General features: G+C 58.4%; 2 protein-coding genes and 1 pseudogene. All 3 read right to left on the bottom strand.

The features are described from left to right. On the bottom strand, positions 1 to 816 hold an 816-nt coding region (locus tag IBT46_RS26955; protein WP_200548124.1), incomplete at its 3' end, for a hypothetical protein. After that, the gene (locus tag IBT46_RS26950) at positions 813 to 1,070 is read right to left on the bottom strand and encodes a PAAR domain-containing protein (protein ID WP_200548123.1); all 258 of its coding nucleotides are present in this window, start codon (positions 1,068 to 1,070) and stop codon (positions 813 to 815) included. The genes IBT46_RS26955 and IBT46_RS26950, both read right to left, overlap by 4 nt. A gap of 18 nt (positions 1,071 to 1,088) precedes the next feature. Then, positions 1,089 to 2,099, bottom strand: a pseudogene (locus IBT46_RS26945) (DUF2235 domain-containing protein); the annotation flags it as partial.

Below are 2,099 nucleotides of genomic sequence, written 5' to 3'. Positions count from 1 at the left end.
ACCCCGGGTCAGGCAGACCGAACCATCGTGACCGACCAGCCATAACGCAGCCGATTCACCGGCCGGCGGTAGCGAGCTAAACGAGGCCGGTGCCGACTGGCATCCTGCAACCAGAATGGCTTCATCAACCGCTAACGCAGGGGCAGTCGCCGCCAGATCCGACAGGCTCTCTTCTCCGCACCACGCGTCAGGTTCATCAGGCAGCACAACGCCGGGAAACGTCACCTGCATCTGTAAGCAAAATGACTGCCAGGCGAGGAGCGTCCCCTGCCAGTAGCAGCGCTGAATGCGAGGGAGTGAAGTTTCTGCCCTCTGCGTCTGCCACTGCATGACCAGCATTTTTGCCAGATGAGCCTCCCGCTCAGCTGCAGCATCAACCATCGTCCTTGCGATACGCAGTGCGCTTCCACCCGGCTCATTTTTGACTTCAGGAAGACGATGTTCCCGCGTGAGCAGGCGCAGCCAGTGCCGGGTATCGGCCCCGGCCGGGCCCAGCAGCACCCATTCACTGAGGGCAAAAATGCGTTGATGTTCTGTCCACCAGGCCTGCTGCTGCTGTTTGACCAGCCGGTCATAAAGTCTGGCGTTGTGAACCGATAGCCGATAGTAGAGTTGACGAATAAGCCACAGCCCCCCTGTCAGCACGGCAGCGCCCACCATACCCCCGACGATCCTCCCGGCTCCCGCACCTTCGGGTTGAAACAACGCCAGGCCTCCCCCGGCAAGCAGCACCAGCACCGCACAGGCTGACATCCAGCGTTGGCTATTGGGGACACGAGCAGCGCGATAGGGGGTATAAACCGGTAGCGGCCTCACAGTTCCACTCCGCAATCCGGGAAAGAGCTGACCAGCGTGCACCCACAGGCGCAGCGGTGCCCATGCAGCGCCACGGGTTGCCCATTGACTTCCGATAGCGCACTGCCTTCACCGATCACCGTCATGCCGTGTTTATTGCACTTCACGGCATCCCCTTTGCGGGCGATGCCTTTACCGAAGCAAAGATAGTGCCCGGCCAGCACCCTGCCGCCATACTCCCGAAGAGTATCCCCCTCACGAATAACCTGTTTCATTGTTCCTCCTTCCCTGGATTATGCCGTGATTGTCGATTCAATTTTTTCTGCCCAGCCGGATTCAATCAGCGATTTTGCCAACGCCAGCCGTTGCTCATTGACCACCTGTGTTTGCCGCGCGACCACGTCCCCAGGCTCCATTGTCGGAGCCTGCAACTCTGCGGCATTTTCCAGCATTGGCAGAGGCTTGCCGGAGAGAAGATCGATGGCCTGGGTTTCCAGTTTGAGCGCTCCCACCGTGCCTGCAAGGCCCGCGAGTTTTCCCATAACGCTTTTTTGTTTGATGATAATGGCCACGCCGCCGACAAGGGTTGCCGCACCCACCACCGCACCAGCGATCATCAGTGGCGTCATTGGCTTGCTGCTCCGGCTGCCAAAATAGATCATTCGGTAGAGGAAATAGCTGCCCCACGGCTCGCGGGCACCGAAGGCGTTGTGCATAAACCATGCGCGAGAATCGTGTACCTGATCGTCGAACAGCGCCCGCACCAGCCCGCCAGACTGGCTGGCGTTGCTGGCTTCTCCCGCATCCGGGAAAAGTATTTTTACCCGATCGTCGCCCGCCGTTTTCATTCTCAGCCATTCGCCATACTCATCATCATTATTCAGCAGGAAGATCACATTACTCACTGAATCGACGGCGCTAAAAAGCCAGTTTCCCGTTCCGGTGCGCGAAAGCCCGTGATAATCCTCCCGGAACTCTTCAGCCGCCTGGCGGAGCTGCGTCTGCCCGAGGGCGGCATCAAAATCTTTCGGCCCCGGAGGAAGAACTAAGAAATCATCATCTTCGCTTTGCTCAGCGATAATCTTCCGGCGTTCTTTTTCCACTTCGTTCTGTGCTTTTTTTCGGGCCGCTTCGGATTCCTTTCTGACAAGCGGATCGCTGTCTTTATCCTGCCCGTTTGCGGCGGAATCAACGAAGAAACGCTGGGTTTTATAGCTGCCTCCGGCGTAGCGATTTATGCGCCACGCGGTGATCCAGCCCAACTGGTTTTCGAGCGCTTTTTCCAGACTGACGGGCGCGCGTGG

It is taken from the genome of Erwinia sp. S38, assembly GCF_016624545.1.
Taxonomy (GTDB): domain Bacteria; phylum Pseudomonadota; class Gammaproteobacteria; order Enterobacterales; family Enterobacteriaceae; genus Erwinia; species Erwinia coffeiphila.
This window is presented reverse-complemented; position numbering and strand designations above follow the sequence as displayed.

Excerpts from the sequence above, each read along its gene's own strand:
- IBT46_RS26950 (WP_200548123.1), bottom strand. The coding sequence starts at position 1,070 with ATGAAACAGGTTATTCGTGAGGGGGATACTCTTCGGGAGTATGGCGGC.